This is a genomic window from Pseudomonas sp. LJDD11 (assembly GCF_024584215.1).
In the GTDB taxonomy this organism is placed as follows: domain Bacteria; phylum Pseudomonadota; class Gammaproteobacteria; order Pseudomonadales; family Pseudomonadaceae; genus Aquipseudomonas.
On sequence record NZ_JANJFL010000004.1, the window covers coordinates 302,518 to 322,327 of the forward strand.

Genomic DNA, 19,810 nt, shown 5'->3' on the forward strand with positions numbered 1-19,810 from the left:
GCAGGTGACCAAGCCTGTGCCGTGAAGCACCGACTGGACGGCCGCCAATGCGGTTTGTGATGGGGGTAGGGGATTGATGCGGGCTGCATCGGATAGTGATCGTGAGGGCCGGGCAATCGACCCCTTAATGGGCGTCGAGGTGGCCACCCCGCTGTTTGCTTGCGGCTCAACCGATCACTATCCGATCCAGCCTGGCGATGGGGGAACCAGGTGGGTCGGGCAGTTTTCGTCAGGCTGACGCTGGCGCTGGTTGTCAGATAGTTGCTGAAACCTTGAGTGAGGCGGCGCAGGACGTAATCGCATCCTTGGCAGCCTGCTCGATGTTTTTGGCGATGACCTTGTTTACGTCGCTGATCGCCGACTTTGCGCTCTTCTCGAGAGTGTCTTTGATGTAGAGCTTCATCAGGACGGTGAGTCGCGGGCCGGTTTCGCGCCAGTTGTAATCGCCCGATTCGTCTTTCGACTTGCCGTTGAAGTCGACCTTCTCGCTCATGTACACCTCAGCACGACTGGCGATGTACTCCTTGAACGTCATAGGTTCACCCTTCGGTTCGCCGTAATGGCTGGTTTTGCGCATGTCGGCCGATTCGATGATTTCGCCAACGCGCGGCAGGACGTGCTCGGCAAACATTGCGTCGATCTTCTGGTCGACCGCGTCTTTCACGCGCTTTTCAATCTGCTGCTTGAAGCGGGACGCTTGAGTGCTTTCCTCATCGTCCTCTCCGTAACTGGTGGAGTAGAGGAGTGCGTGCACTGCCTGTTCTACGATGCGATCGAAAAGATCTTTTGCACTCACGCCCAGCGCTTCAAGGGTTTTGATATCCATGCCTATCACCTGATGTTGTGCCCAACTGGGCGGTTGATTTCCCGTCTGGCCCTCATGCGAAGGCCAGCCAGTGAAATCAGGCGCCGGTCTGTTCCAGCGTGTAGTTGCCGGCGCCGTACCTGGCAGCCAGGTCCTGGTGGATTTTTTCAAGCGAGTAGGCGATGCCGCCATGGCCGTTTGGGCCTTGGTAGATGTACATTTCGCCTTTCATTTCGTAGGTAAATCGCACAGGAGTGCCTCCATGTCGGTGGTTGGGATAATCGAGCCGCGCTATGGCGCAACGGTGCATATCGGTCAGGAGTTCCACATCTGCATCACTCAGCATGTGGATAGCGGCCCGAATGGAGCTGTGATCCTGAGCCGTGATGAGGCGCGACAAATGATCCGTCTGCTGCAGGCTGCTATCGAAAAGTCTGAACAGATGGAGCACGAGCAAGCTCAAGGGTAGTGATCAAGTTTTCCCCTCCTGCTCTCCGCGTAGTCCTGGAATAGGGCCACCTGGAGAGCATCCGGCCTGTGTTCTACAGGCCGGCATTCTCTTTTCCTCAGCAAACCAGCACGCCGACAAGTCGAGCGCGGGAGCCTGCTGCATTGCGTGCTGTCCACCGGGCGTCAATCGCCTCAGGCCCCCGGTGGCGCATCATCCTTCGAGTTTTTAAAGAGCGGTGGCTTTCGCCGGGTTTCGCTGCGTTGTGCGCTGCGATGGGCGAAATATGAACTATTGGTACATGTTGGGTCAAGTACCAAAAGTTCACATTTTTCCGGCGCGCACAAAAAAGCCCGCTAGATGCGGGCTGCGTTGTAGATCTGGGAGAGGAGCTAAAGGGCTTCGACCTCTGCTCTAAGGCGATTTATGGCGGCCTCATATGCCTGGCTTTCCGGCCCGGTAGCACTGAACTCATGCGGTGTGCTGAGCCAATCCATGTAGCCAAGCCATGCGGCATATGCGTCAGTAAGCGCGGGCTTAATTTGAGGGTATCGACTGATTTCTTCCCGGAAAGTCGGCTTCATTTTAGGCTTCGCCTCTTCGACGCACGCTTTCGCGTCTCGGAAAGATTTTTCAACCAGGGCTTGGTATTTCTTACTCTGCTCTCCAAATTTTCTCATCGCCAGAATTGCTTCTGTATGGCCGCTCCCTCCGACGATGGCGCAGCCAGCAGCCGCGCCGTCTAGCTTCTCAGCAAAAGTTGGCTCGGCCATCGCGAGATGGGAAAAAATGGCCAGGCACGCGGCCAGGCCAACGTGAAATCCACGCATGACAACTCTCCATGTAGGTGAGCCGCCATCTTACCATTCGACCCTTTCACCGACTTGCGGACCAAAAAAGCCCGCACAACGGCGGGCAAAGAGAAATCGTTTCAGTCATCTTTTGGTACGGTCCAGAACAGTTGCACCGCACCATCGTCCCGATGCGCAATGGTCACGTTCTCGTTTTCGCTGATCTCGTCGAGGATTCGGTCCCAGTCCGCCGGGTCGTCGTTCGCGGAAGGCTCCAGCAGGACTGACTTTGAGGACTGAGCCTTGGGCGTATTTATCGCCGCCTGGATTCGCAGGCCGAGCAGCTCGTAGGAGGTTGGGATTGGAGCCGGTTGGGGTTTCGACTTCGGCATAATGCACATCCTTGGTTGCTGTATAAATATACAGTATTTCCAAGTTCGACTAATGGCAAGGGGAGGGGGTGTTTCATTCATGGATGCGACGCGCAAGGAGTAGCGTACGAAGCGACAGGAGGCTAAGACAGGACTGCGTCAAGACTGGACGGGCGGGCATCTATGCGTCTGTCACTGGTCCGTATTTGCTTGTTTATTGACTTCTTGGGGTTTTCAATGGTGAAGCGGTTCCAGTCAGGTGCTGAGTTTTTCGGGCTTCTGAACAAGTTGGTGAGGCGTCATGGAACGTATGGATCAAGAATGCTATAGCTGCACTCTGGTTGCAGTATTTTCTGCCGCGCTTAAGCTTGGACTAAGTCCTGATGCCTTGGCTGACAACGCTAAGAAAGAGCTTGAGGTCTTTTCTAAGATTCATTCGATTCAACTTCGAAAGATTGAAAGTGTGATTGATGAGTCTTTGCGTATTGCGAGGGTTCTGCATCCCTATCATTAGAATGCAATCCTCTTTATCTGGAGAGGTTTCATGCAGGGCGTATACATGATTGCAGTGCTTGTTGCTTTGCTGGGGCTTGCTATTTTTCTATCTCAGCATGCGTACTGATTCCTTGGTGTTTTTAGGGTTTTTCACTGCCTAAAAGTGATATGGAAACATCAATAAGATTGTCGTCATGATCCATCGTGTCCAGTATTCCCTTTACAGTTTCCGCCGTTTTTCGAGAACCGATCGTCTCTGCCCACAACGCCAATTCGTCTATAGCAGCTGCAATGGCTATCTGATTCCTGTGTAGTGCTTTTAGTATCGATAGCTCTAAGTCGCCGTTTTTCATTGTGATCACCATGGCAAAAAAACAGAGGACCCTCAGGGATTAAAGGCCCTCTGCAAATATTGCCAGACAGCACTCTTGGCAATTATTTTTGAGGCGCTTCTACATGATTTCCGATACGTCGATAAACAGTTTCATCGGCAATACAGGTCAAAACCCGTCCGTCTCTGAAGCGTGCCGTGAATGTGGTCTTCCGCTCCAGGGGCGATAGACCTGCAAGAGCTAGATCATGGTCATCGCCAGCGGTTTCTAATTTTTCAATGTCGCTCGCCGAGAGGTCCAGACCCGGCCAAGGGTAAAGGGACGTCTCGATATGGATTAATCCTTGCCTGTAGCAGCCTTCTCCTTTATGAAAGTCACCTGCCAAAATCTGGAGTATGGCCATTCAAAAAATCCTGACTGATAGCGGTGTGACGGTGAAATTGCGCGCTTTAAGTTTATTTGAGTCAACCGTTCTTCGACAAAGGGTCGTATTGACCAAGAAATTAGATAGAAGTGTTAGGTGAGTGAAACACCGTGTGCCGTAGGTCTGTTTTTTGAGGGGTTTTTGGAATTAGTTCTTGAACTGCCTGGGGGGCTGTACTTGACTCAAGTGGCTGCCATCTTGGCAAAAATCAAAGGGAAGGTTTGGGTCGTAAAAACTACATGGAAGAAGCTATGTCAACTATCACTGAAAGTGTCTACTCGAATATTCTTGTCGCTATGTTTGAGGCCGCATTCAAGCTTGGGTTTGATCCGTATGCTCTCGCGCTCCAAGCAAAACTTGATGTGGCGCGACACATGGACTCTCCTCTGGAAGACTATGCTGCTCGCGCCGACCAAGCGATCAATGAATCACTACTTGTCGCAAAATTGATAAGCCGAAGCAGGTCTGATTTACTCTCAGGGGCCCAAGATGAACAATATGACCGAAGCGCACAGTCTGGTGATGATGGCGCTACTGGCCGGGGCAGCACTCATTGGATTGGCGGCGCTCCTAATCCAAGACGATGAATAGGGCGTAGTCATGAAAAGCCCGGCGCTGGGGCCGGGCTTTGTGCCTTACTTGAGGGCTCTTGCCAAACTGAAGGCTATGTTTCCAATCCCACCGGTCAATGCCAGCGCCGCCACCACTGCTCCCTCTTGTCCGGTACTCACAAATCCCCACCCCGCCAGATCACTTGGCCAATAATTCGATGCTCATCCTCATCCCGGCGCAGCAGCGCGCGGTCCGGATGCTCGTCCTTGTCTTCGTTGTCGCTGCGGATGATCCAGTTCCCGATCGGGCCCTGAACCAGGCGCTTAACGATGATCCCTTCTGAATTGCCCAGGACGAACACCTGCTGGTGCAGCGGGTCGACTTTCGATTTATCGACCAGCAACACGTCGCCAGAGTTGATCGTTGGCCACATGCTGTCACCGTCGGCATTGATCGCTACCAGGTGTTTCTCGGCGGCGCCGCGGAACCGCAGCCACTCGCGCTTGAAGGCCAGAGTCGAACGGCTTTCGACGAAGGTATTTTCATAGCCCAGGCCTGCAGCTGCTTTCGCCGTCAGGTAGGGGATGAAGGCGTAGTGATCGTCCAGGTCAATGGCGGGTTCGCCGCCGGCCGGTAGCGGGGTATTGGCCGCCGGTGTGTCGGTGCCTGGGACTGGGCCGGTGGTAGATGGTGTTCCTGATCCGTGCTGCAACCACTCCACTCGCACGTCTAGCGCATGAGCGATAACGAGCATTTTCGCCGCCCCCGGAATCGCCTCACCATTCAACCATTTGCTGGCTGCCTTCGGGGTGACCTGAGCAATTTTCGCGAGACGAGCGCCTACCCCCCATTGAGGGAGTCCCTTATTGACCAAGGCTGTGCGTAGTCGGCCGCTGAAAGCTTGCCGCAACTCTTCTATCTGAACCATAGGTTCAATATCGCACGACCTTGCATGTACTTTCAGTTCCGAATTAATATGTACCGGAAGTTCACATTTGACTCTGGAGCACATATGCGTCCGCTCAAAAAAGCAATTGATGCTGCCGGTGGGGTGCCTGCCGTGGCAACCGCCTGCGGCAAAACCCCTCGGGCCATTTACAAGTGGATCACGGCTGACTGCTTGCCCCGGACGGAATACACCGGTGAAACAGATTACGCCGCCCGAATTGCCAAGCTCGCGGAGGACAAGGGGCAGCCGTTCGATGTGCAGCTACTCCTAGCTGAGGCTCGACCGAGCAAATCCGCCGCCTGACCCATTCGTAAATTTTCGGTGATTTTTTCAGAGGGAATCGCCGCAGATCGACGTAATTATTACCGAGGCATTACATGCAAAAGCTGATGCAAGCCATCTACGACGTGGTTGAGCGGCACGGGTCAGCAGCGGTCTGCGAAGGGGCCAGCTTCTCGTCCCGCACACTGCTGCTGCAAAAGGCCAACCCCGACTACGACAGCCACAAGATGAACGTCCAGGAGTTGGATCGGATCATGTCGTTTACCCAGGATCTGGGGCCACTGCACGCCTGGGCCGACAAGTACGGCCACGACCTGGTGCCCCGCGAGCGGCCAGCCCCTGTTGCGCTGCTTGCCGGCTTGGCACAGCTGGCGCGTGAGTTCGCGGAGCTGACCGTTGAAGTCCATACCGCTGCCGATGACGGCCATGTCTGCCGACTGGATCGCAAGCGCATTGAGCTGGAGATTGAGCACGTCCGTGACGCGCTCAACGTGCTCAAGCAGTCGGTGCGGAGCGCCTGACGTGGACTGGTTCCGCATGTATGGCGAGTTCGCCACGGATCCCAAGGTACAGATGATGCCCGAGGCCCTTCAAAGGCGCTTGGTGATGCTGTTTTGCCTGGAATGCAGTAACGGCTTGGAAACGTTTCATGTAACAGAACGTGAAACTTCCATTGCTTTTGCTTTGCGCGTTTCAGACGAGGAAATGGCAGCCACCAAGGCCGTGTTTTTGGCTAAGGGCTTCATCAACCCAGACTGGACGCTCCGCAACTGGAGCAAACGGCAATATGTCTCCGACTCAAGCACGGCGCGGGTTAGAGCGCACCGGGAGAAGAAGAAAAAGGAGTCGAAGGGCGATGAAACAGGCGTGAAACGTTCCAGTAACGCCCCAGAACAGATACAGAACAGAACAGATACAGATATACCACCACCATTACCGCGCGAGCCTGAATTTCCGCCCGAGTTTCCCGAAGACTCGCGGCACAAGTTCGCCATGTTGCCGACGTGGGAACCCAACCCAAAGACGTTCCCGGCAGCCCTGATGCAGCTCGGAATACCGGGTATCGAGGTCGACCGCGACCAGTTCCTGGAATTTCGCTCGTTCTGGTGCGCATCACCTGACGATCACCGCACTCAGGCCAAGTGGGAACACGCATTGGCCAGTCACCTGAAGCGCAATCTCACCCAGCAAGCCGGGAGGAATACCCATGGACACAACGGATCAGGGCAAGCCCAGAGCGGCCAGCGAACTGGCGGCCAACGTAAGCTTTCTGCCGTCGAGCAAGTTCACGCTGCCATCGCCGAGCGAGAAGCCCGAGAAGCTGCCGCAGGTGCTGCTGGACAACCTCTGGGTGAAGATGACCGAGATCTACGGCCACCGCTGGACGGCGAATTTTGGCCCAGTACCGAATCCTGACCACGCCTGGGCGACCATGCTGGGCGGGCTGACCAAATTCCAACTGGCCAACGGGTTGGTTGCACTGCTCGATCGCGGTGATGAGTTCGATTGGCCGCCGCCGGCGAACGTCTTCCGCTCGATGTGTCTGGAAGTCCCTGGTCTGCCGCCCACCGATCAGGCTTGGGGTGAAGCGCTGCAGGGCAAGTACTCGCACGACGCGGTTCGCATTGCCGCCGAGAACACCGGCACGTTCGATCTGCGGGCAGGGAAGGCCACGGACCGCCTGCTGCGCCAACGCTTCGAGCGTGAGTATGCCATCGTCATGCGCCGGGCCCAGACGGGGCAGCCACTGGATGGGCGCTCGGCCAAGGGCATTGGACACGAAACCAAAACCCCGATGCAGGTGCAGCTCGCACAGTCGCATCGTGAAGCGCGGGAGCTGGTAACGGCTCAGAACATCCCCACCGATGGCAAGTCGGCGCGGGAGCTGCTGCTGGCACGGCTGGGGATTCGCCGAGGTGAGGCGCATGTCTGACTTCGCACCCATCGAGTTCATCGTGCCCGGCGAACCGCAGGGGAAGGGCAGGCCACGAATCGGCCGAGTCGGACCTCATGCCCGGATGTTCACCCCGCAGAAGACCGTGGCCTACGAGGGGCTTGTGGCGCTGGCAGCGCAAACCGCGATGCAGGGTCGTGAGCTGATCACCGGCCCTGTGCTGATCGAGCTGCGCATCCTGCATGCCATGCCTCAGTCCATGTCGAAAAAGCGGAAGGCCCTGGCCTTGGCGGGTGAGCTGGCCTGTACCAAGAAACCGGATGCCGACAACGTGCTCAAGGCCGTCTGTGACGCCTGCAACGGGGTGGTGTGGAGAGACGACGTGCAGGCCACGGACGGGATCTTCCGGCGGCGCTGGAGCGAAACACCGGGCGTCCACGTCCGGATTGTGCCCCTCAGGGGCATGCAGCAGTGAAATACGCAGAACTACGCCTGGAGGGCAAATCGTGAATCTCAACTCGGCTCGGCAGGCATGGCACGACTGCTCGTATAACCCGTGCCGCAGCACCCTGGTGTACTTGGAGGAGCGGTGCACGCTGGGCACGGCAGTGCAGACCACTGACTGGGGGGTGACGGTAACACACGCCATGCATGCGACTCTGGCCGGCCACGTGCAGTCCGTTATCGCCAAGCTGCACCCGCAGCTCCGGGTGTTCGGGGATTTCATGTACTCACCTGGCCGCGACGAGGATATTCGCGAGGCCGCGGAGGAAGTGGTCTACGGCATGGTGATGAACCAGGCGCCGCGTATGACCGGGACCAAGAAGGTCCGGGCCGAGTACGTGGTCAAGGGCGTGATGCACCGGTACCAGCATATGCACCAGGGCGGCCAGTCGGCGAACCCTGATCCGCTGTCCAAGCCGGAAGTGTTTCGGGCTTGGCTGTTCGACCACCATGGGGTGAGGCTGGCGTCTGAGAACTGGGAGCGCGATTGGCAGGCGTTCGTGAAGATCGCTTTCGAGTGCTGCGAGGACGTCGACCGCATGGCTTTGGGTCCTGTTGCAGCGGCGATCTACCGGATGAAAAATCAGGCGAAAACTGAGGCTTGACGCTTCCCGTGCGGCTGGGGCAAGATATTTCCCATATTGCGAAGTTGCACCCGAATCCCAAAACCCGGCCAAAACCGGGTTTTTTGTTGCCCTCAGTTTGCTTGGCTGGTATCAATTCGATTCTTTAGCAGGAGCAGCCATGAGCAAGTTCAGTTGGGAAAAGAAAAGTGTTAACGGCAAAATTGTCTACCAGGTGAAGATTGGCGGTCATTACCACGGCCTGCCATGCAAGACTGAGGAAGAGGCCAACTCTGAAATCCGGCGCCTTGAGCAAGACGAGCTGCAGCGCGAAAAAGATCGCGAGGATGGCATGGAGCCGTAAGCAGATTTTAAAGAACTGAAAACCCGCCATTTGAGCGGGTTTTTTGTGCCCAGAGTTTGACCTGAGACCACAGCCAGGGTGGCCCTGCGGGGTAGGCCTGGACGCGGTATTGCCGGATCGTCACGCGCACTGAAAGAACCCCGGCAGCCAGTGCGCACCAATCGTTTCGTGACTCCCGGGTGTGGTGCTGGCGGACTGATGGAAAGACATCAAATTTCGATCTGAGGATTTTTTCAGAATGACCGCTTGGAGAAGGTTTTCGATTCCGCCTGGTTGCTGTCGATGGTCAGCGATGAGGATTCGATCCGGTATGTCAGAAGCGAATCACCCTCAGAGTAGCGGGTGCGCCAGCGGCCCCAGGATCGGGTGTCATTCAGGAAGCCACGCCAGACAACAGTGTCGCTGCTGACTTGGCACTGGTATTTGAAGCTATCGCCGTCGTCTCTACTGTAGGAGACCTCGGGATTATCCCCGGCCATCTTGGCCTTCATGATCTTGACGTCCCTGCCGAACTCGACAGAGATCGTAGCCTTGCAGATTTCGGCCGGAGTGAACTCGGCAGCGCAGGCCGCCGCGGGCAAGAGCAGTAGTCCAGCAATACCAAACAATTTCATAACCGTTCCTTGGGTAGTGGCAATTGGCTGCCCATGATCGCATGCCTGCTGATGGAGTCGAGCATGGATTCACTTCAACGCTGGCTCTTCAACATCGAATGGTTGATCGCCGGCCTTATCGGCGCAGTGGTCGCCAGTTGGTGGCACCGGGACGACCTGACGAATGTTCGAGCCTGGGTCGTCTTCTTGGTCACCGGCGCAGCCTGCGCCGTGTACCTCACTGGCATGGTCAGTAACTACCTGGCTATCACTGAGCCGAACAACGTGGCCGGGGTGGGGTTCCTCCTTGGCGCATTCGGTGGCTCGCTGATGGCCGCCATTCACAGAGCGATCAAAGCCGCTGATCTGTGGGCTCTGATCCGGCAACGCTTCGGGGGTAACCCATGAGCAGCCTTCAACTGACGAGCACCATCAGTATCACGATCATTTCGATCTGGGCTTTGTGGTCGATGCTGAGCTTCCGGGTCAACGACGGGATTGTGGGGAAGGTCATCTACTTCACGATTGCGGTCGCCGGCTATGCGATGGCCACACGCGGCGAGTGGCCCTATGTCACGCCCACGGTTGCCGGGGTCACCTTCCACGTTGCGTTGGCCTGCGCTGGCATCCGCCATTGGTTCGTCCGCACCTATTGGCTCCAAGTTAAGACCTGGCTGTGCCGCTGGTTGCACTGCGAGCACTGCTTGACCGATCCGAAGTTCGGCCCCGAGCCTGGCAAGCATGAGCGGCGGCGGTACTGATCGACATACCTAAAAACGCATTACCTTTTAAGCAGTTCTTGAAGACTGTCCAGAGTCCACGGCTTGGTCAGGAGTCGCGTTTCAGGGCTCAATTGAAAGGTTGCATCCAGTATTTCGGAAGTGGCGATCACTCTTATCTCTGGGGCCTTTGCGTTGACTATCAGGGCCAGTTCGCAGCCCGATACCCTTCCAGGCACAGTCAGATCGACGATGAGCGTGTGAATTTTCTGACTGCGCTCAAAGATGTAAGTAAGCGCTCTGTCAGGCTTTGAAAAAGGCTGCGGCCTCCAACCAAGTTTGGCGATCATTTCGGTGGTGCGTTTCAGAAGCTTCAAATCGTTTTCGACGATGACGATTTCTAATCGATGAGGAGCCCTATCAAGGTTGGCTGGCGTTTCCATTCGAGTTGATTCCGATACTTACGCGAGATGGCCGGCAGTAGCTCAGGCCTAATCAGCAAGTGCTGAACGATCAGTGAGAGATCTGGGGATGTTTCGGTTTGACCTAGCGGTCCGAAACATGAAAAGGAAGGAGCGTGGCGGGTCAGCTTGCTGGAGCAATCTCCGATGAACGGTCACATTACACCTATATTCCCCCGCCCGCTTGGTATTTGCGTCCCGCAACACTGAGCAATATGTAACGTACGATTCCGCTTCCGACCAGCCCACCGAATATCTGACCGCGCCACAAATTCAATAGCTGCCATTTCGTGGCGCGAACAACCCAAGCCCTGGCATCCGCTGGGGCTTTTGCATTCTGGAGAATGGCTATGACCAAGTTACAAACCGAAGGCGTTTCGTTTGGCGATGCAATCAAGGCGCTCAAGCAAGGCAAGCGCGTTGCTCGGTCCGGCTGGAATGGCAAGGGTATGTGGCTTGTCCTCGACCCAGGCTCGACGGTGAGCGAGGTCCGCCCTGGCAGCGCCTATCACAAGGCAGGCATTACTGGATCGTTCACCATCAACCCGCACATCGACATGAAGACTGCGACCGGCGAGATGCAGCCTGGCTGGCTCGCCTTGCAGACCGACATGCTGGCCGACGACTGGGTTGTTATGGCTGATTCACTTTGATGGATGGAAGCGCATACCTCTGGGCTGCTTAGGCAGGCTATCCGTGTGCATGCTTGGCGGGCCGTGTCTTCTAGCGAGCGAGGGCATACAAGCTGCTGGTGCTGAAGCGTTACGTCGCGGCGAGTGAAGGAAACTGCCTTGTTCCACCTTACGTTAGCGACTTTCCACTGCTTGATCAGCCAAAGAATCTCACTTAGCCCTGATAGCGGAAGAGAAATGCCAGCGCATGCACCTGCATGAGTGATCGCTATCTTCAGGGCCAGAGAGGAATCCATGCTAGGGGCGGGAACTGTTACGCTCCGCTTGTTTTTTCCAAGTAGATAATGAATTTCATAAGTGTGCTGCATCTTCATCACCCACTTGGGAGTCGTCTTGACTTCAGCTTGTTCCTGATGGCTGGGCATGCATTGATCCACGTCAATCAATAGCGTGATGAGAAAGGCATCGGTGACGATTTATTCACTCTTGCTGGCGCGCTCGAAGAAAGCAATGAAGCAATGGTCTGTTGCTGGTCGATCTGGCCGAGCTGCACAGTGGAGTAACGGCATGAATGTCGTCGAATTCAAGCGGGAAGGGTGGCGGGATGCTGTCGCGACGCTGCGCAAGGTTGCCGATCAACTGGACTCCGGAGAGCTGGAGCCATGCGCGATAGGCGTCTTGGCTCTGCGATCACCAAACGGCAGAGTCGAGGCTTTCGCGTTCGGCCCTGCCGCTGATGACCTCCAAGCGCTCGCCTTGTTCAGGCTGGGAAAGCAGAAGCTGGTGGATGTGCTGATGGGGTCTGACTAGTCGACAAACCTGGCTTCCTCCACGAGGTTGTCTGGATGCTCAAGATTCAGCCTGTTGCACTCGCTCTCGGCTTCGCCCTTGTCTTCATACACGCCATGTTTGCTAGGGTCGCCCGGATCCTCTGTGTCAATTATTCTGTAGCGCTTGTGTGTAACCTCGCCGCGCTCGTTGATAACGTTTGTGTCAACCACTCTGAAGCGCATGCCTATACCTCCTTGGGTTCCTGGCTCATTGCGAGATCAGCATAGACGGGGAACTCTCAATGGAGAGGCCGCATCCGCCAGCAAGCCTGCTTGAGTCGGTATTCCTGACTCTTGAGCCCGCCCCCGAAGTCTGGGAATGGATATCGACCGAGATCCTTGCCGACACCGGCAGCATCCACAACGAAGACCACGCCCATCTGGTAGGCGCGAACATCGGCATCCTCTGGGCTTCCGAGTCGTTCTCCAAACAGGTAAGGGTAGTCCTGGGCCAAGCTGAACAGGTCATGCACCGCGCCGGTGGCTGGCAGAAGGCCCGGATGGAGCAGCAGATGCGTGAGTGGTTCGGGGAGGAGCCTGAATTCATCATCACGTTGGCTGCTGATTACTGCTCGCAGTGCTCCGACGCTGAATTCTGCGCGCTCATCGAGCATGAACTGTTCCATATCGCTCACAAGCCCGACAAGTACGGCGCCCCGGCCTTCAACAAAGATACGGGCATGCCGAAGCTTGAGATGCGGAGCCATGACGTCGAGGAATTTTTCGGAGTGGTTCGCCGCTACGGTGCTAGTCAAGACGTTCAAGCACTGATCGACGCTGCAAAACAGGCGCCTGAGGTGGCAAGAATCAACATTTCGAGGGCGTGCGGGACCTGTCTGCTCAAGTCTGCCTGAACCCTGACAGACCCAAGACGGAAGAATGCCTATGGCGACCCTGAATAACGAGGTGCGAGCGTTCATCGTTCAGGCTCTGGCCTGCTTCGATACGCCCAGCCAGGTTGCAGCGTCCGTCAAAGAGGAATTCGGCCTTGAGCTGACCCGCCAGAAGTGTGAGGCGCATGACCCAACTAAGCGTGCCGGGCGCGACCTGGCCGCCAAGTGGGTGACCCTGTTCCACGACACCCGAAAACGCTTCCGCGAAGAAACCGCCGAGATCCCCATCGCCAACCGCGCTTACCGGCTCCGTGCGCTGGGCCGCATGGCTGAGAAGGCCGAAACGATGCGCAACATGGCCCTGGCCGTGCAGATCATCGAGCAGGCGGCCAAGGAATGCGGGGATGTGTATGTGAATCGCCGACTTGAATCCGAGAAACCCCTGGGCGCCCAGGCGGACCAGCAGCACGCTGTTGCTGAGTACACCTTGAGGCCTGACGAAGATGCCCCGGCTACCCCGCACCTATGACGCGCCGGTCCAGCTGACGCCGAAGCAAGCCAACATCTACGTGTGGGGCTTCCAGCCTAATGCCAGGTTCAGGGATGCGGTGTGTGGTCGCCGGTTCGGCAAGACGTTCCTGGGCAAAGCAGAGATGCGCCGGGCGGCCAGGCTGGCGGCAGAGTGGGGTGTTAGCGCCGAGGACGAGATCTGGTACGCGGCTCCGACCCAGAAGCAGGCGCGCCGGGTGTTCTGGCGCAGGCTCAAGCAGGCGATCCCGGTGCAGTGGCGCGAGTGCAAGCCCAACGAAACGGACATGCTGATCACGCTCAAGAGCGGGCACCTGATCCGTTGCGTGGGCTTGGAGAACTACGACGACCTGCGCGGCTCTGGCCTGTTCTTTGTCCTGGTGGACGAATGGGCCGACTGCAAGTACGCCGCTTGGGAAGAGGTCCTGCGGCCGATGCTCTCCACCTGCCAGTACACGATCCCCGATGTCGGCACGCTCAAGGGTGGCCACGCTCTGCGGATCGGCACGCCGAAGGGCTTCAACCACTGCTACGACACATACCGTGACGGGCAGGAAGGCGGAGAACCGGATCACAAGAGCTGGCAGTACACATCGCTGCAGGGCGGCAACGTTCCGGCCGAGGAACTGGAAGCGGCTAGGCGCAAGATGGACCCCCGGACGTTCCGGCAGGAGTACGAAGCCGGGTTCGAGAACTACTCGGGCGTCGTCTACTACACCTTCAGCCGAACCGAATGCCGCACTACCGAGCGAATAAAGCCCGGCGAGGCTCTGCATATCGGCATGGACTTCAACGTCATGAAGATGAGCGCTGTGGTGTTCGTGGTCCGCGACGGGCTGCCGCTGGCTCTGGATGAGCTGCACAAGGTCAGGGATACGCCGGAGATGATCGAGAAGATCCAGGCGCGGTTCCCCGGCCACAACATCGCTGTCTACCCGGACGCCAGCGGCCAGAACACCAGCAGCAAGAATGCCAGCGAGTCCGACCTGTCATTGCTCCAGAAGGCAGGATTCACTGTGGTGGTTGACTCTACCAACCCAGGCGTCAAGGACCGGGTCAACGCGGTCAACGCCATGTTCCTGAACACCTATGGCGAGCGCCGGCTGAAGGTCAACATCGACCAGTGCCCGCAGCTCACCCAGTGCCTGGAACGCCAGACCTACACCGACAAGGGCGAACCGGACAAAGACCCGAAAAAGGGTCACGACCACATGAACGACGCCGCCGGCTACTTCATTGCCAAGCGCTACCCGATCAACGCCATCGCCACCACGATCAACATAGGATTCGCCCACTGATGAGCGACGTCACTTTCACTCGGCCCGAGTACAGCGGAGCCTTGAACCGCTGGAAACTGGTCCGTGATGTCTGCTCGGGCTCCGAGACGATCAAGGCAGCGAAAGAAACCTACCTGCCGCGCCCGAACGCCCAGGACGAAAGCGAGCAGAACAAGGCCAGGTACAACGCCTACCTGCAGCGCGCCGTGTTCTACAACGCCACGGGCCGCACCAAGCACAGCCTGACCGGCGCGGTGTTCCGCACTTGGCCGACACTGACTGTGCCCGGGGCACTGGAGTACGTCGCGCAGGACGTAGACGGGCAGGGCGTCAGCATCTACCAGCAGAGCCAGTCGGTGATCGGCAATCTGCTGGAGGTCGGCCGACACGGGCTGCTGGTCGATTACCCGCAGGTCGATGGCCAGGCCGTCAGTGTTGCCGATCAGCAATCAGGCCGCGTCCGGGCGACGATCAGCAGCTACACCGCTGAGTCGATCATCAACTGGAAGACCCGCAAGGTCGGCGGGCAGCAGCTGCTCAGTCTGGTCGTGCTCAAGGAAGAGGTCGATTCAGATACCGAGGACGGCTTTGGGATTGACAAGGTGGTCCAGTACCGCGTCCTGCGCCTCAGTGAGGCGGGCATCTACACCCAAGAGGTCTGGGTGCAAGGCAAGACCGTGTCCACGCTGGACGCCCCAGCCTTCACGCCACTCAACAGCCTTGGCCAGCCATGGCGAGTGATCCCGTTCCAGTTCCTGGGCAGCGAGAACAACGACACCAGCATCGACGACGCTCCGCTGTACGACATGGCAGTGGTCAACGTCGGGCATTATCGGAACAGCGCCGATTATGAGGACGCGGCCTATTTGATGGGGCAGCCTCAGGTGTACATGGCTGGCCTGAACGAGCAGTGGGTCAAGATGCTGGAGGACAAGGGCATCTACTTCGGCTCCCGCGCGATCCTGCCGCTTCCTGCGAATGGAACAGCCGGCATACTTCAGGCTCAGGCCAACACAATGATCAAAGAGGCAATGGACGGCAAGGAGACCCAGATGGTCGCCCTTGGTGCCAGGCTCATCGAGCGCGGCAGTGCGACCAAGACTGCCACGCAGGCCGCATCAGACAGCGCCGCCGAACACAGCGTCCTGTCGCTGGTGGTGAGCAACGTCAGCGAGGGCTACATGCAGTGCCTGGCCTGGGCTGCCGAGTTCGTCGGTGCCGCTGGCGAGCTGGTCTACAAGCTGAATCAGGACTTCACGCAAATCACCCTCGACGCGACGATCCTGGCCGGCCTGTTCGCAGCCGTGCAGGGCGGCAAGCTGCCTGAGTCCGATTTCTGGCAGTACCTGCGCGATCGCGGGGTGATCAACCCCGAGAAAACCGACGACATGATCCGCGACGAGCTGGAAGTCAGCTCTACCGGCCTTGACCTGGATGGAGGCGACGACGATGGCGACGGCTCCGCTACTGGTTGATGCTGCTGTTCGGCACCAAGTTCTGCTTGAGCAGCTGAAATCAGGAGAGGTCGAGAAGGTCGCCAAGTACCTGCGCCAGGTCGACAAGGTCATTCGCGACCGGCTGAGCGGCGGCAACCTCACAGAATGGGCTTCGGTCCGTCTGGAGAAGATGCTGTCTGAGGTGGACGGTCAGTTGCTGGCCATCTATGACCAGTACGCCGGCCAGTTGGCTGCCGACCTGGAAGAGGTGGCGGAGTACGAGGCCGGGTTTGAGGCGCGCAGCCTGGATCAGGTGCTGGTCGGCTATCAGGCGGCAACGCCGACATTGCCCGCACTCCGGGCCGCGATAAACGCCCAGCCGCTGCAGGTGGCCGGAGCCGATGGCGGCAAGCTGCTCAAGTCTTTCATCAAGGACTGGACGGCGACCGAGCGGGGCCGGATCGTTAATGCCGTCCGCCTGGGCTACACGCAGGGCCAGACCAACCAGCAGATCATTCAGGCGATCCGTGGCACGAAGGCTGCGAACTACACGGACGGGGTTCTGGGTATCACCCAGCGAAACGCTGATGCCGTGGTGCGAACCGCAGTCCAGCACGTCGCCAATGTTGCCCGGTTCGAAACCTGGGAGGCAAACGATGACATTGTCGAGGGCTACAAGTGGGTATCCACGCTTGACAGCCGCACGACACAACTTTGCCGGTCTCTGGATGGCCGGGTGTTCGAGCTGGGCAAGGGGCCGCAGCCACCGGCGCATGTTCGGTGCCGGTCAACCACTGTTGCCGAGCTCGACCCGGAACTGGACTTCCTCAAGAAGGGCGCCACGCGCTCAAGTGTCGACGGCTATGTCGATGCCGACGAAACCTATTACGAATGGCTGGCCAAGCAACCGGCTGCGTTTCAGGACCAGGCGCTGGGACCGGCGAGGGGTAAGCTGTTTCGCGATGGCGGCCTGAGCATCGAGCGATTCGCCGAACTGCAGCTTGATCGAAAGTTCAAGCCACTGAATCTGGAGCAGATGAAGAAGCTTGAGCCGCTGGCCTTTGAAAAGGCAGGGCTTAAAGGCAATTAGCTCGCTCATGGTCCAGTGACTTCAAGGTTTGTTCATATCGCTCATCCCATTTGCGCATCAATTCAGTATACGAACTGGTCGCTAGAGCTATCGGGGAAGGATCGTGGTTGGCCTTTTCAATTGTAGCCACTGTAAGAAGCCGCGTTGATATCGCCAGCCCCTCACTGACATGAGCGCTGAGCGTCCAAGCGGTTTTGTAAAGATCCCCGATTCTGAGGTCAAAATCCTCATCCGAGATGTTCTTTTGGTCAGCAGCAGACATAAGCGCGCCCTGTGCTGCATAGAAGCTCCCCACCTTGTCCCGGATAGCTATTTCTCGACTGTCAATTCGAGCCACGCAGGCCTGCTTGTAAGCCAGAGATGAACTTTGCGCGGATGAAATCCAGCCAATTACTGCGCTAATCACGACCCCTGAAAGGGCTATTGATGCACTGAAGATCGCTATGCGCGCATCTGAACCTCCATTCGACATTCTCATTTCTCTCCCTGAAAGCGAAATCTAATCATCTCGCCATTCAGGGATCATTACCACTGCAGGCCGGGCCTGCACCACGTCTCTGGGAGACAGCAATGCTTGAATACCAACTGGACAGCCTTGAAGGCGTCGACAATTCCGTTAAAGCCCTGTACGCCGAAAAGGATGGCAAGTTTGTTCTGGCCATTGCAGGTCTGCCGCAGCAGGAAGATGTATCCGGCCTGAAGGCCAAGAACGAAGAGCTGCTGGCGGAGAAGAAGGCCGCAGACAAGGCTCGTCGCGAAGCGGAGGACAAGGCTCGGCTCGACGCAGAAGAAGCTGCCCGCAAAGCCGGCGACGTGGAAGGCCTGGAGAAGTCCTGGTCAGAAAAGTACGCACGCCGCGAGGCCGAACTGACTGCTGAACTCGAAACCACCAACAGCAGCCTGCTGGGCCAGATCCGGGATCTGACTGTGGGCCGCACTGCCACCGAAGTGGCCACCGCCTTGGCGGTCCAGGGCAGCGCCGCAGTGCTGCTCCCTCACATCGAACGCCGCCTGAGCGTCGAGCAGCGCGACGGCAAACCGACCGTCGTGGTGTTGGATAAGGCGGGCAAGCTCTCGGCGACCACGCTGGATGAGCTGAAAGCAGAAATTGCCAACGATGCGGCCTTTGCGCCGTTGATCGCTGGCAGCAAAGCATCCGGGGGCGGGGCCCAAGGAAGCAAAGGCGGCGGGGCCGCGCAAAAACGATCCGAAATGACTCCTGTCCAGAAGCGCGAATTCATTCAGTCGCATGGCCAGGACGCCTATCTCAAATTGCCAAAATAGGAAGTAACCCATGCCGACTACCGTCAACTCGGACATGATCGTCTACAACGATCTGGCCCAAACCGCCTACCTGGAGCGCGTCCAGGATGTGATTGAGGTATTCAATGCCTCTTCGAACGGCGCAATCGTGCTGACCAACGAACTGATCGAGGGCGATCTGCGCAAGCGCGCCTTCTACAAGATCGGCGGCTCCATCGCTCACCGTGATGTGAACTCTAGCGCGACTGTCGCTGGCTCCAAGATCGGCGCCGGCGAGATGGTTGGCGTCAAGGTGCCGTTCAAGTACGGCCCGTACGAAACCACCGAAGAGGCCTTCAAACGCCGCGCGCGCTCGCCGGAAGAGTTCTCCGAGCTGGTGGGGCAGGACTCGGCGGACGCCGTCATGGAGGGCTACATTCAGTACGCAATGGCGGCGCTCAAGGCGTCTATCGGCGCCAACGCGAACATGGTTGCCGCTGGCAGCTTTGCCACCGACGGCAAAAAGGTGCTGACCAAGGGCATGCGCAAGTTCGGCGACCGGGCCAGCCGCATTGCCCTGTGGACGATGGATTCGAACACCTACTTCGATATGGTCGATCAGGCTATCACCGAGAAGGTCTACGAAGAGGCCGGCGTCGTTATCTACGGCGGCCTGCCAGGCACCATGGGCAAGCCGGTGCTCGTCACTGATACCCATCCTGCCGATCTGATCTTCGGCCTGCAGGCTGGCGCGATCCGCGTCACTGAATCCCAAGCGCCGGGCTTCCGCTCTTACAGCATCGACAACCAGGAAAACTTGGCGATGGGCTACCGCGCCGAAGGTACCTTCAACCTGGATATCCTTGGCTACAGCTGGAAAGAATCGGTTGGCGGTATCAACCCGAACCTGGCCGCCATCGGCACCGGCGCCAACTGGGCGAAGTACGCGACCAGCGACAAGGCAACTGCCGGCGTGCTGATCGACCTCTCCTAATTATCGGCATCACGAGCGGTCCGCGCGGGCCGCTCTGGAGGACTTCATGGAACTGACTTACTCTGCGCAGGCCTCGGACTTCGATCCCGAGAAGCGCTACCGCAATCCGATCTATTTCGATAAGCCGGAGCCAGGCGTCACAAAGGTGACTGTCGTGGGGGAGTGGCCCGCCGTGGTGGATGCGTACAAGGCAGCAAATGTCGAGACGTCAGTCGTCAAGGCGGCCAAAGCCAAAAAGCCGTCCACCCAGAAGCCTGCAGCCAAGCCGGTATTCGCTGTCGCCGAGGGCGAGGCGGGCAAATGGCTTGTAACCGGCGCTGATGGTGCGCAGGTTGGCGAGCCCTACGACACCAAGGAACTGGCCGAGGCGGAAGCCAAGCGCCAGAACGAAGCGGAGTAAA

General features: G+C 57.9%; 33 protein-coding genes. 22 read left to right on the top strand and 11 right to left on the bottom strand.

The annotated features are described in order from the left end of the window. Positions 1–253: 253 nt before the first annotated feature. Positions 254–826 carry a hypothetical protein gene (locus NRB16_RS07915; RefSeq protein WP_257105900.1) on the bottom strand — a complete coding sequence of 191 codons (573 nt, stop codon included), beginning with the start codon at positions 824–826 and terminating at the stop codon, positions 254–256. 76 nt (positions 827–902) lie between these two features. Next, positions 903–1,055: a hypothetical protein gene (locus NRB16_RS07920; RefSeq protein WP_257105901.1), complete on the bottom strand. Its 153-nt coding sequence runs from the start codon at positions 1,053–1,055 to the stop codon at positions 903–905. Positions 1,056–1,067: 12 nt separating this feature from the next. Between NRB16_RS07920 and NRB16_RS07925 the strand changes: the two genes are divergently transcribed. After that, positions 1,068–1,274, top strand: a complete 207-nt coding sequence (locus NRB16_RS07925) for a hypothetical protein (RefSeq protein WP_257105902.1) — start codon at positions 1,068–1,070, stop codon at positions 1,272–1,274. 371 nt (positions 1,275–1,645) lie between these two features. On the opposite strand, the gene NRB16_RS07930 is transcribed toward NRB16_RS07925, so the two are convergent. Together NRB16_RS07930 and NRB16_RS07935 are read right to left on the bottom strand one after the other, a co-directional pair. Then, a complete protein-coding gene (locus NRB16_RS07930; protein ID WP_257105903.1) occupies positions 1,646–2,083 on the bottom strand; it encodes a hypothetical protein in 438 nt (145 codons plus the stop codon). A 101-nt stretch (positions 2,084–2,184) separates the two neighbouring features. After that, complete coding sequence (locus NRB16_RS07935) at positions 2,185–2,436, bottom strand: DUF1654 domain-containing protein (protein WP_257105904.1); 252 nt, start codon at positions 2,434–2,436, stop codon at positions 2,185–2,187. 280 nt (positions 2,437–2,716) lie between these two features. Between NRB16_RS07935 and NRB16_RS07940 the strand changes: the two genes are divergently transcribed. Next, on the top strand, positions 2,717–2,929 hold the full coding sequence (locus NRB16_RS07940) for a hypothetical protein (protein WP_257105905.1): 213 nt from the start codon (positions 2,717–2,719) through the stop codon (positions 2,927–2,929). Between the two features lie 121 nt (positions 2,930–3,050). On the opposite strand, the gene NRB16_RS07945 is transcribed toward NRB16_RS07940, so the two are convergent. Both NRB16_RS07945 and NRB16_RS07950 read right to left on the bottom strand, forming a co-directional pair. Continuing rightward, positions 3,051–3,263, bottom strand: a complete 213-nt coding sequence (locus tag NRB16_RS07945; RefSeq protein WP_257105906.1) for a hypothetical protein — start codon at positions 3,261–3,263, stop codon at positions 3,051–3,053. A gap of 82 nt (positions 3,264–3,345) precedes the next feature. Then, on the bottom strand, positions 3,346–3,645 hold the full coding sequence (locus NRB16_RS07950) for a hypothetical protein (protein WP_257105907.1): 300 nt from the start codon (positions 3,643–3,645) through the stop codon (positions 3,346–3,348). Between the two features lie 272 nt (positions 3,646–3,917). Between NRB16_RS07950 and NRB16_RS07955 the strand changes: the two genes are divergently transcribed. Further along, positions 3,918–4,253: a hypothetical protein gene (locus tag NRB16_RS07955; RefSeq protein ID WP_257105908.1), complete on the top strand. Its 336-nt coding sequence runs from the start codon at positions 3,918–3,920 to the stop codon at positions 4,251–4,253. 140 nt (positions 4,254–4,393) lie between these two features. Here the strand turns inward: NRB16_RS07955 and NRB16_RS07960 are convergent, their stop codons facing one another. Beyond that, entirely contained in the window at positions 4,394–5,146 is a 753-nt protein-coding gene (locus tag NRB16_RS07960; protein WP_257105909.1) for a S24 family peptidase, read from the bottom strand. An 84-nt stretch (positions 5,147–5,230) separates the two neighbouring features. On the opposite strand from NRB16_RS07960, the gene NRB16_RS07965 reads away from it, so the two are divergent. The 7 genes from NRB16_RS07965 to NRB16_RS07995 all read left to right on the top strand — a co-directional run bounded on the left by NRB16_RS07965 (position 5,231) and on the right by NRB16_RS07995 (position 8,774). Then, positions 5,231–5,470, top strand: coding sequence for a helix-turn-helix domain-containing protein (locus tag NRB16_RS07965; RefSeq protein WP_257105910.1), 240 nt, complete (start codon positions 5,231–5,233; stop codon positions 5,468–5,470). A gap of 74 nt (positions 5,471–5,544) precedes the next feature. Beyond that, on the top strand, positions 5,545–5,970 hold the full coding sequence (locus NRB16_RS07970; RefSeq protein ID WP_257105911.1) for a phage regulatory CII family protein: 426 nt from the start codon (positions 5,545–5,547) through the stop codon (positions 5,968–5,970). Position 5,971: 1 nt separating this feature from the next. Next, complete coding sequence (locus tag NRB16_RS29605) at positions 5,972–6,865, top strand: DnaT-like ssDNA-binding domain-containing protein (protein ID WP_257105912.1); 894 nt, start codon at positions 5,972–5,974, stop codon at positions 6,863–6,865. After that, positions 6,807–7,382, top strand: a complete 576-nt coding sequence (locus NRB16_RS07980) for a hypothetical protein (RefSeq protein WP_257105913.1) — start codon at positions 6,807–6,809, stop codon at positions 7,380–7,382. Before NRB16_RS29605 ends, NRB16_RS07980 begins: the two co-directional genes overlap by 59 nt. Next, positions 7,375–7,818 carry a RusA family crossover junction endodeoxyribonuclease gene (locus tag NRB16_RS07985; protein ID WP_257105914.1) on the top strand — a complete coding sequence of 148 codons (444 nt, stop codon included), beginning with the start codon at positions 7,375–7,377 and terminating at the stop codon, positions 7,816–7,818. Before NRB16_RS07980 ends, NRB16_RS07985 begins: the two co-directional genes overlap by 8 nt. Before the next feature lie 31 nt (positions 7,819–7,849). Continuing rightward, positions 7,850–8,452: a hypothetical protein gene (locus NRB16_RS07990; protein ID WP_257105915.1), complete on the top strand. Its 603-nt coding sequence runs from the start codon at positions 7,850–7,852 to the stop codon at positions 8,450–8,452. Between the two features lie 139 nt (positions 8,453–8,591). Beyond that, entirely contained in the window at positions 8,592–8,774 is a 183-nt protein-coding gene (locus tag NRB16_RS07995) for a hypothetical protein (protein WP_257105916.1), read from the top strand. Positions 8,775–9,007: 233 nt separating this feature from the next. On the opposite strand, the gene NRB16_RS08000 is transcribed toward NRB16_RS07995, so the two are convergent. Beyond that, positions 9,008–9,388: a hypothetical protein gene (locus NRB16_RS08000; protein ID WP_257105917.1), complete on the bottom strand. Its 381-nt coding sequence runs from the start codon at positions 9,386–9,388 to the stop codon at positions 9,008–9,010. Positions 9,389–9,451: 63 nt separating this feature from the next. Between NRB16_RS08000 and NRB16_RS08005 the strand changes: the two genes are divergently transcribed. Beyond that, positions 9,452–9,775 carry an MFS transporter gene (locus NRB16_RS08005; protein WP_257105918.1) on the top strand — a complete coding sequence of 108 codons (324 nt, stop codon included), beginning with the start codon at positions 9,452–9,454 and terminating at the stop codon, positions 9,773–9,775. Next, positions 9,772–10,128: a hypothetical protein gene (locus NRB16_RS08010; protein ID WP_257105919.1), complete on the top strand. Its 357-nt coding sequence runs from the start codon at positions 9,772–9,774 to the stop codon at positions 10,126–10,128. Before NRB16_RS08005 ends, NRB16_RS08010 begins: the two co-directional genes overlap by 4 nt. A gap of 20 nt (positions 10,129–10,148) precedes the next feature. Here NRB16_RS08010 and NRB16_RS08015 read toward each other — a convergent pair whose 3' ends face one another. Continuing rightward, positions 10,149–10,529: a hypothetical protein gene (locus tag NRB16_RS08015; RefSeq protein WP_253111278.1), complete on the bottom strand. Its 381-nt coding sequence runs from the start codon at positions 10,527–10,529 to the stop codon at positions 10,149–10,151. 368 nt (positions 10,530–10,897) lie between these two features. On the opposite strand from NRB16_RS08015, the gene NRB16_RS08020 reads away from it, so the two are divergent. Both NRB16_RS08020 and NRB16_RS08025 read left to right on the top strand, forming a co-directional pair. After that, positions 10,898–11,200, top strand: a complete 303-nt coding sequence (locus NRB16_RS08020; RefSeq protein WP_257105920.1) for a DUF2829 domain-containing protein — start codon at positions 10,898–10,900, stop codon at positions 11,198–11,200. Positions 11,201–11,746: 546 nt separating this feature from the next. Beyond that, positions 11,747–11,989 carry a hypothetical protein gene (locus NRB16_RS08025; RefSeq protein WP_257105921.1) on the top strand — a complete coding sequence of 81 codons (243 nt, stop codon included), beginning with the start codon at positions 11,747–11,749 and terminating at the stop codon, positions 11,987–11,989. Here NRB16_RS08025 and NRB16_RS08030 read toward each other — a convergent pair. Then, complete coding sequence (locus tag NRB16_RS08030) at positions 11,986–12,192, bottom strand: hypothetical protein (RefSeq protein ID WP_257105922.1); 207 nt, start codon at positions 12,190–12,192, stop codon at positions 11,986–11,988. The genes NRB16_RS08025 and NRB16_RS08030 overlap by 4 nt on opposite strands. 59 nt (positions 12,193–12,251) lie before the next feature. Between NRB16_RS08030 and NRB16_RS08035 the strand changes: the two genes are divergently transcribed. From NRB16_RS08035 to NRB16_RS08055, 5 genes are read left to right on the top strand one after another with little or no spacing between them, the layout of a single operon-like run. Continuing rightward, positions 12,252–12,863 carry a putative metallopeptidase gene (locus tag NRB16_RS08035; protein WP_257105923.1) on the top strand — a complete coding sequence of 204 codons (612 nt, stop codon included), beginning with the start codon at positions 12,252–12,254 and terminating at the stop codon, positions 12,861–12,863. A 31-nt stretch (positions 12,864–12,894) separates the two neighbouring features. Next, positions 12,895–13,371, top strand: a complete 477-nt coding sequence (locus tag NRB16_RS08040) for a DUF2280 domain-containing protein (protein ID WP_257105924.1) — start codon at positions 12,895–12,897, stop codon at positions 13,369–13,371. Then, a complete protein-coding gene (locus tag NRB16_RS08045) occupies positions 13,346–14,668 on the top strand; it encodes a terminase large subunit (protein WP_257105925.1) in 1,323 nt (440 codons plus the stop codon). Before NRB16_RS08040 ends, NRB16_RS08045 begins: the two co-directional genes overlap by 26 nt. Then, positions 14,668–16,122: a DUF4055 domain-containing protein gene (locus NRB16_RS08050; RefSeq protein ID WP_257105926.1), complete on the top strand. Its 1,455-nt coding sequence runs from the start codon at positions 14,668–14,670 to the stop codon at positions 16,120–16,122. Before NRB16_RS08045 ends, NRB16_RS08050 begins: the two co-directional genes overlap by 1 nt. After that, positions 16,097–17,173 (top strand): minor capsid protein, encoded by a 1,077-nt coding sequence (locus NRB16_RS08055; protein ID WP_257105927.1) that lies wholly within the window; start codon positions 16,097–16,099, stop codon positions 17,171–17,173. The genes NRB16_RS08050 and NRB16_RS08055 overlap by 26 nt, the downstream gene beginning before the upstream one ends. On the opposite strand, the gene NRB16_RS08060 is transcribed toward NRB16_RS08055, so the two are convergent. Next, entirely contained in the window at positions 17,160–17,651 is a 492-nt protein-coding gene (locus NRB16_RS08060; protein ID WP_257105928.1) for a hypothetical protein, read from the bottom strand. The two genes, NRB16_RS08055 and NRB16_RS08060, sit on opposite strands and share 14 nt — an antisense overlap. A 92-nt stretch (positions 17,652–17,743) precedes the next feature. Between NRB16_RS08060 and NRB16_RS08065 the strand changes: the two genes are divergently transcribed. The 3 genes from NRB16_RS08065 to NRB16_RS08075 are packed head-to-tail and all read left to right on the top strand — an operon-like array spanning position 17,744 to position 19,809. Further along, positions 17,744–18,457, top strand: a complete 714-nt coding sequence (locus NRB16_RS08065; protein WP_257105929.1) for a hypothetical protein — start codon at positions 17,744–17,746, stop codon at positions 18,455–18,457. 10 nt (positions 18,458–18,467) lie between these two features. Beyond that, positions 18,468–19,409 carry a major capsid protein gene (locus NRB16_RS08070; protein ID WP_257105930.1) on the top strand — a complete coding sequence of 314 codons (942 nt, stop codon included), beginning with the start codon at positions 18,468–18,470 and terminating at the stop codon, positions 19,407–19,409. Positions 19,410–19,455: 46 nt separating this feature from the next. Continuing rightward, positions 19,456–19,809, top strand: coding sequence for a hypothetical protein (locus NRB16_RS08075; protein WP_257105931.1), 354 nt, complete (start codon positions 19,456–19,458; stop codon positions 19,807–19,809). Position 19,810 lies beyond the last annotated feature (1 nt).

Coding starts and splice junctions, on each gene's coding strand:
- NRB16_RS08075 (WP_257105931.1), top strand. CDS start 19,456: ATGGAACTGACTTACTCTGCGCAGGCCTCGGACTTCGATCCCGAGAAG.
- NRB16_RS07995 (WP_257105916.1), top strand. CDS start 8,592: ATGAGCAAGTTCAGTTGGGAAAAGAAAAGTGTTAACGGCAAAATTGTC.
- NRB16_RS08045 (WP_257105925.1), top strand. CDS start 13,346: ATGCCCCGGCTACCCCGCACCTATGACGCGCCGGTCCAGCTGACGCCG.
- NRB16_RS08040 (WP_257105924.1), top strand. CDS start 12,895: ATGGCGACCCTGAATAACGAGGTGCGAGCGTTCATCGTTCAGGCTCTG.
- NRB16_RS08000 (WP_257105917.1), bottom strand. CDS start 9,388: ATGAAATTGTTTGGTATTGCTGGACTACTGCTCTTGCCCGCGGCGGCC.
- NRB16_RS07985 (WP_257105914.1), top strand. CDS start 7,375: ATGTCTGACTTCGCACCCATCGAGTTCATCGTGCCCGGCGAACCGCAG.
- NRB16_RS08035 (WP_257105923.1), top strand. CDS start 12,252: ATGGAGAGGCCGCATCCGCCAGCAAGCCTGCTTGAGTCGGTATTCCTG.
- NRB16_RS08065 (WP_257105929.1), top strand. CDS start 17,744: ATGCTTGAATACCAACTGGACAGCCTTGAAGGCGTCGACAATTCCGTT.
- NRB16_RS07955 (WP_257105908.1), top strand. CDS start 3,918: ATGTCAACTATCACTGAAAGTGTCTACTCGAATATTCTTGTCGCTATG.
- NRB16_RS08005 (WP_257105918.1), top strand. CDS start 9,452: ATGGATTCACTTCAACGCTGGCTCTTCAACATCGAATGGTTGATCGCC.
- NRB16_RS07940 (WP_257105905.1), top strand. CDS start 2,717: ATGGAACGTATGGATCAAGAATGCTATAGCTGCACTCTGGTTGCAGTA.
- NRB16_RS08020 (WP_257105920.1), top strand. CDS start 10,898: ATGACCAAGTTACAAACCGAAGGCGTTTCGTTTGGCGATGCAATCAAG.
- NRB16_RS07930 (WP_257105903.1), bottom strand. CDS start 2,083: ATGCGTGGATTTCACGTTGGCCTGGCCGCGTGCCTGGCCATTTTTTCC.
- NRB16_RS08025 (WP_257105921.1), top strand. CDS start 11,747: ATGAATGTCGTCGAATTCAAGCGGGAAGGGTGGCGGGATGCTGTCGCG.
- NRB16_RS08030 (WP_257105922.1), bottom strand. CDS start 12,192: ATGCGCTTCAGAGTGGTTGACACAAACGTTATCAACGAGCGCGGCGAG.
- NRB16_RS07980 (WP_257105913.1), top strand. CDS start 6,807: ATGACCGAGATCTACGGCCACCGCTGGACGGCGAATTTTGGCCCAGTA.
- NRB16_RS07950 (WP_257105907.1), bottom strand. CDS start 3,645: ATGGCCATACTCCAGATTTTGGCAGGTGACTTTCATAAAGGAGAAGGC.
- NRB16_RS08055 (WP_257105927.1), top strand. CDS start 16,097: ATGGCGACGGCTCCGCTACTGGTTGATGCTGCTGTTCGGCACCAAGTT.
- NRB16_RS07925 (WP_257105902.1), top strand. CDS start 1,068: ATGTCGGTGGTTGGGATAATCGAGCCGCGCTATGGCGCAACGGTGCAT.
- NRB16_RS08010 (WP_257105919.1), top strand. CDS start 9,772: ATGAGCAGCCTTCAACTGACGAGCACCATCAGTATCACGATCATTTCG.
- NRB16_RS07970 (WP_257105911.1), top strand. CDS start 5,545: ATGCAAAAGCTGATGCAAGCCATCTACGACGTGGTTGAGCGGCACGGG.
- NRB16_RS07945 (WP_257105906.1), bottom strand. CDS start 3,263: ATGAAAAACGGCGACTTAGAGCTATCGATACTAAAAGCACTACACAGG.
- NRB16_RS08015 (WP_253111278.1), bottom strand. CDS start 10,529: ATGGAAACGCCAGCCAACCTTGATAGGGCTCCTCATCGATTAGAAATC.
- NRB16_RS07965 (WP_257105910.1), top strand. CDS start 5,231: ATGCGTCCGCTCAAAAAAGCAATTGATGCTGCCGGTGGGGTGCCTGCC.
- NRB16_RS08050 (WP_257105926.1), top strand. CDS start 14,668: ATGAGCGACGTCACTTTCACTCGGCCCGAGTACAGCGGAGCCTTGAAC.
- NRB16_RS07935 (WP_257105904.1), bottom strand. CDS start 2,436: ATGCCGAAGTCGAAACCCCAACCGGCTCCAATCCCAACCTCCTACGAG.
- NRB16_RS07915 (WP_257105900.1), bottom strand. CDS start 826: ATGGATATCAAAACCCTTGAAGCGCTGGGCGTGAGTGCAAAAGATCTT.
- NRB16_RS08070 (WP_257105930.1), top strand. CDS start 18,468: ATGCCGACTACCGTCAACTCGGACATGATCGTCTACAACGATCTGGCC.
- NRB16_RS08060 (WP_257105928.1), bottom strand. CDS start 17,651: ATGAGAATGTCGAATGGAGGTTCAGATGCGCGCATAGCGATCTTCAGT.
- NRB16_RS07960 (WP_257105909.1), bottom strand. CDS start 5,146: ATGGTTCAGATAGAAGAGTTGCGGCAAGCTTTCAGCGGCCGACTACGC.